This is a genomic window from Corallococcus sp. AB018 (assembly GCF_003986945.1).
GTDB lineage: Bacteria > Myxococcota > Myxococcia > Myxococcales > Myxococcaceae > Corallococcus > Corallococcus exiguus.
Map to the genome: position 1 here is coordinate 1 of NZ_RAWR01000365.1, position 5,304 is coordinate 5,304.

At 67.4% G+C, this 5,304-nt stretch carries 7 protein-coding genes; 6 read left to right on the forward strand and 1 reads right to left on the reverse strand.

Annotated features, from left to right (window positions below):
• Positions 1–269: DnaJ domain-containing protein (locus D7Y11_RS41395; protein WP_148139279.1), on the reverse strand; the 269-nt coding region annotated here is incomplete at its 3' end.
• A gap of 265 nt (positions 270–534) precedes the next feature.
• Here D7Y11_RS41395 and D7Y11_RS41400 point away from each other — a divergent pair.
• From D7Y11_RS41400 to D7Y11_RS41425, 6 genes are all read left to right on the forward strand, one after another.
• On the forward strand, positions 535–1,125 hold the full coding sequence (locus D7Y11_RS41400) for a hypothetical protein (RefSeq protein WP_233605226.1): 591 nt from the start codon (positions 535–537) through the stop codon (positions 1,123–1,125).
• Positions 1,122–1,616: a ribosomal protein S18-alanine N-acetyltransferase gene (rimI, locus tag D7Y11_RS41405; RefSeq protein WP_120581491.1), complete on the forward strand. Its 495-nt coding sequence runs from the start codon at positions 1,122–1,124 to the stop codon at positions 1,614–1,616. Before D7Y11_RS41400 ends, rimI begins: the two co-directional genes overlap by 4 nt.
• Before the next feature lie 221 nt (positions 1,617–1,837).
• Entirely contained in the window at positions 1,838–2,209 is a 372-nt protein-coding gene (gene rpsL / locus D7Y11_RS41410) for a 30S ribosomal protein S12 (protein WP_014395857.1), read from the forward strand.
• Between the two features lie 169 nt (positions 2,210–2,378).
• A complete protein-coding gene (rpsG, locus tag D7Y11_RS41415; protein WP_014395858.1) occupies positions 2,379–2,849 on the forward strand; it encodes a 30S ribosomal protein S7 in 471 nt (156 codons plus the stop codon).
• A gap of 109 nt (positions 2,850–2,958) precedes the next feature.
• Entirely contained in the window at positions 2,959–5,040 is a 2,082-nt protein-coding gene (gene fusA, locus D7Y11_RS41420) for an elongation factor G (protein ID WP_120581490.1), read from the forward strand.
• Between the two features lie 139 nt (positions 5,041–5,179).
• A partial coding sequence (locus tag D7Y11_RS41425) for a GTP-binding protein (protein ID WP_233588040.1) occupies positions 5,180–5,304 on the forward strand: 125 nt, incomplete at its 3' end.

Below are 5,304 nucleotides of genomic sequence, written 5' to 3' on the forward strand. Positions count from 1 at the left end.
GCGCGGTACTGGCGGTAGGCCGCGGCCTTCTTCTCGTCGAAGCCGATCTTCTCCGCGTCCTCGCCGAACTCGTCGTAGAGCGCGCGCTTCTTCGTATCGCCCAGCACCTCGAAGGCGGTGTTGATGCGCTTGAACTTCTCCTCCGCCCCCTTGTCGCCAGGGTTGACGTCGGGGTGGTGCTGGCGCGCCAGCTTCCGGAAGGCCTTCTTGAGGTCGTCCGCCGAGGCCGTCCGTGGCACGCCCAGAATCTGGTAGTAGTCGTCAGCCATAGGTTTTGAGGGTGGTGCAGTACCCGACAAAGGAGAACGTAACCAGCGGTGCGGTGAGCGCCAGCACGGGATGTCCGGACAGCACCGCGATGGTTACAGTCGCCGCAAGATGAGGAAGGCCATGCCAGCACCGCGCGCCCGCCGGAAGGCCCCTCTGTGGCTGGCATGCGGGCTACTCCCGGCGGCTCTGGGCACCGCCCCGGGGTCTGGGGGGACCGCCCACGCCGCCCCCCCGCCGCCCGCTCCCTCCGTGGAGGAGGGCAGGGTGGTGGACCGCGTCGTGGCGGTCATCGAGGGCCAGGTCCTCACCCAAAGCGAGCTGGAGATGGAGGCCCGGGTGGCGCTGATCCAGCGAGGGGCCGTGCAGGGCGCCGCCCTGCCTCTGGATGAGCAGACGCTCCGGGGAGCCCTGGAGCTCTCCATCAACCAGCGCCTCCAGGTCCTGAGCGCGGATCGCCTGCAGGCCTTCCCGGCCGAGCCGGCGGAGGTGGAGGCTCGGCTGGAGGCCGTCCGGGCGCGGCTGGGAGGAGAGGCGGCGCTCCAGCGCTTCCTGGACCGGCATGGCGTAAACCGAGACGCCCTGGTGGCCGTGCTGGCGCGGGGCCTGCGGGCGGAACGAATCCTCGACAGCCGCGTCCGGTTGAAGGCACAGGTGAGCGAGGCGGAGGTCCGTCACCACTATGATGCCCACCGGGACCTGTACCCCGGTGAGTTCGACCAGACGGCGCGCACGGCCATCCGCGAGGAGTTGGTGCGGGCGCGCTACGGAGAGCTGGCGGCCCAGGCCCTGGCTGAAGTACGCAAGTCAGCGCAGGTACGGCGGGTGGCGCCCTTCGCGCGGGAGGCACGGCGATGAGACGGCTGCGGGACGACGGGACGCCCGACAAGGGAAAGGGCTTCCTGATCCGGCAGATGACCGTGGATGACATGCCGGCGGTGATGGCGCTGGAGAAGGCGTCCTTCAAGAACCCCTGGTCCACGGAGCTGCTCGGGCGCGAGCTCCAGCACGACTGGTCCACCATCCTCCTCGTGGAGGAGCCGGTGCCCGAAGGCGGAGTCGTCCTGCTGGGCCTTGCCATCTTCTGGATCGTCCACGACGAGGTCCATGTCCTCAACGTCGCCACCGCTCCCGTTCACCGCCGCCGGGGCGTCGCGCGCGTCGTGATGGAGGAGGTGCTTCGCCGGGGCGTGGCGCGGCGCTGCTCGCTGGCCACCCTGGAGGTGCGTCGGGGCAACGAGTCCGCCCTCAACCTCTACCGCTCGCTGGGCTTCCGGCCGGTCGGCATCCGCCCGAACTACTACGCGGACGAGGGCGAGGACGCGATCGTGATGGTCCTCGACTTCTAGGGGCGTAAGGGAGTAGAGCGTCCGGCCGTCGTCGCAGTCCCAGGTTTTTCGGGTGTGAGGGAATGCACCCGGGTCCTCTGGCCGGTTCTGGCCCAGGGGCAGGCCATGCTTGACACCCCGGGGGCCCTCCCTATACTCGCGGGCCTTTTGTGTAGCCTGTAGGTAGATATGCTCCGCTTTCGTGTAGCCGGACGCGGGGTTCCCACGAAGAAGAGGTTTCAGTGCCGACCATCAGCCAGCTCGTCCGCAAGGGCCGCGAGAAGCTCAACATCAAGGGCAAGAGCCCTGCCCTGAAGGAGTGCCCCCAGAAGCGCGGTGTTTGCACGCGCGTCTACACCACGACCCCGAAGAAGCCGAACTCGGCCCTCCGCAAGGTGGCCCGCGTGCGTCTCACCAACGGCATCGAGGTGACTTCCTACATCCCCGGCGTGGGTCACAACCTCCAGGAGCACTCGGTGGTCATGATCCGCGGTGGCCGTGTGAAGGACCTCCCGGGCGTTCGCTACCACATCATCCGCGGCACGCTGGACTCCGTGGGCGTTGCCGGTCGCAAGCAGAGCCGCTCCAAGTACGGCGCCAAGCGCCCGAGCTAGTCCGGTTCTCCCGCGCGTCGTTGGCGCGGAACACCTTCGCGGTATCTGAAGCAGTGTTGGACGCTGGCCCCACACCCTGGGGAGTGTCCCTGGAAGTTCCAAGCAGTGTTCTTGAAGCCCCTGAACAAGGCTTTCCTCCGAGTGAGGAGAGTGGGGCGTAAGGGAAGAGATGCCTCGTCGTCGCGTAGTCGCCAAGCGGAAGATTCTCCCGGATCCGAAGTTCCAGGACCGGCTCGTCACCAAGTTCGTCAACGACCTGATGCGCAAGGGGAAGAAGTCCATCGCGGAGGGCGTGTGCTACGGCGCCTTCGCCCTCATGGAGGAGCGCGCGAAGGAAGACCCCCTCAAGACGTTCAAGAAGGCCCTGGACAACGTCAAGCCCGTCCTCGAGGTGAAGAGCCGCCGCGTCGGTGGCGCCACCTACCAGGTCCCCGTGGAGGTCCGTCAGGACCGCCGCGTCGCGCTGGGCATGCGCTGGATCATCTCCTACGCCAAGGCGCGTGGTGAGAAGACCATGCAGGAGAAGCTGGCCGGCGAGATCATGGACGCCGCCAACAACCGCGGTAACGCGGTGAAGAAGCGTGAAGACACGCACAAGATGGCGGAAGCCAACAAGGCCTTCGCTCACTACCGCTGGTAGGTCCCGAAAGGGGCTTCGCGGTTGCCGCCCGGATGCGCTGCCAGCGTCCGGGCGGTTTCGTTTATCTGCCCTGGCAGAAGCCCAAGAGAAGTCCGGAAGGAACCGAGTCATGGCCCGTGAGTTCCCCCTCGAGCGCTACCGCAACATCGGCATCATGGCGCACATCGATGCCGGCAAGACGACCACCACCGAGCGGATCCTGTTCTACACAGGCGCCATCCACAAGATGGGCGAGGTGCACGAAGGCACCACCACCACGGACTGGATGGTCCAGGAGCGCGAGCGCGGCATCACCATCACCTCCGCGGCCATCAGCGCCTTCTGGGAGCGGACGGGCCAGCGCTACCGCGTGAACATCATCGACACGCCGGGCCACGTGGACTTCACCATCGAGGTGGAGCGCTCGCTGCGCGTGCTCGACGGCGCCATCGCGGTGTTCGACGCGGTCAACGGTGTCGAGCCGCAGTCGGAGACGGTGTGGCGCCAGGCGGACCGCTACAAGGTCCCGCGCATCTGCTTCATCAACAAGATGGACCGTGTGGGCGCGGACTTCGAGATGTCCGTCGGCACCATCAAGGAGAAGCTGGGCGCGCGCCCCGTGCGCATGCAGCTGCCCCTGGGCAGCGAGGACAAGCTCAAGGGCGTCATTGACCTGGTGCGCATGAAGGCGCTGGTGTTCCAGGACGCGGAGCAGGGCAGCCGCTTCGAGCTCCAGGACATCCCCGCGGAGTACCAGGAGGCCGCCGCCGCCGCGCGCGGAGATCTGCTGGAGGCCGCTGCCGAGCAGGACGACGCGCTCACGGAGAAGTTCCTCAACGGCGACGAGCTGACCGAGGACGAGGTGCGCGGCGCCATCCGCAAGGGCTGTGTGGGGCTGAGGCTGTTCCCGGTGTTCTGCGGCTCGGCGTTCCGCCACAAGGGCGTGCAGCCGCTGCTGGACGCGGTGGTGGACTACCTGCCCAGCCCGCTGGACATCCCGCCGGTGCAGGCCAAGACGCCCAAGGGCGAGGACGTCATCCGCGAGACGCGCGACGACGCGCCCTTCAGCGCGCTGGCGTTCAAGATCATGAACGACCCGTCCTTCTCCTCGCAGACGCTGACGTTCCTGCGCGTCTACTCGGGGAAGCTGGAGGCGGGCACTGCGGTGTGGAACTCCGTGAAGGGCAAGCGCGAGCGCGTCAGCCGGCTCGTGCAGATGCGCGCGGACAAGAAGGACGAACTGACGGAGTGCTACGCCGGCGATATCTGCGCGGTGGTGGGCCTGAAGCTGGCGAGCACGGGCGACACGCTCTGTGACGACAAGCAGCCCGTCATCCTGGAGCGGATGGAGTTCCCGGAGCCCGTCATCGACATCGCCATCGAGCCGAAGTCCACCGCGGACCAGGACAAGATCATCCAGGCCCTGCAGCGGCTGGCCATGGAGGACCCGTCCTTCCGCGTGCGCTCCAACGAGGAGACGGGCCAGACGCTCATCGCCGGCATGGGCGAGCTGCACCTCGAAATCATCGTCGACCGGCTCCTGCGCGAGTTCAAGGTGGACGCGAACATCGGCAAGCCGCAGGTGGCCTACCGCGAGACGGTGACGGCGACGAAGGTCGCGGAGGGCAAGTACATCCGCCAGGCGGGTGGCAAGGGGCAGTACGGCCACATCAACCTGCGCGTGTCCCCGAACGAGCCCGGCAAGGGCTTCGAGTTCGTCAGCACCATCACCGGTGGCGCCGTGTCCAAGGAGTTCGTGGACGCCGCGCGCGACGGCGCGAAGGAGGCCATGCAGAACGGCCCCGTCGCCGGCTACCCCATGGTGGACGTGAAGGTGGAGGCCTACGACGGCTCCATGCACGACGTGGACTCGTCGGAGATGGCCTTCAAGATCGCCGGCTCCATGGCCTTCAAGGACGCGGTCCGCGCGGCGAACCCCGTCCTGCTGGAGCCCATCATGGCCACGGAGGTCGTCACCCCGGAGGCCGCCATGGGCGACGTCATCGGCGACCTGAACGGCCGGCGCGGGAAGATCCTGGGCATGACGCCCCGGCCTGGCGGCGTGCAGGCCATCCAGGCGGAGGTGCCCCTGGCCGCCATGTTCGGGTACTCGACCGACCTGCGCAGCAAGAGCCAGGGAAGGGCGACCTACACCATGCAGTTCAAGCACTACGCACCGGCGCCGAAGTCAGCGCTCAACCCGAGCTACTGACCTCCCGTCCGTCAGGGGAGCCGCCGGGCGAATTCTGTTGACGTTCCAGCAGCTTTGAAGCACACGCAGCACCCCTCGGAAGTTCTCCCGAAGTCCTATACCGCCGGGGTCGCACCGGCGGCGTCGTGAGGAGCGGTTCATGTCCAAGGAAAAGTTCGATCGCAGCCTGCCCCACGTGAACATCGGAACGATTGGGCACGTGGACCACGGCAAGACGTCGCTGACGGCGGCCATCACGAAGGTGCTGGCCAAGACGGGCGGCGC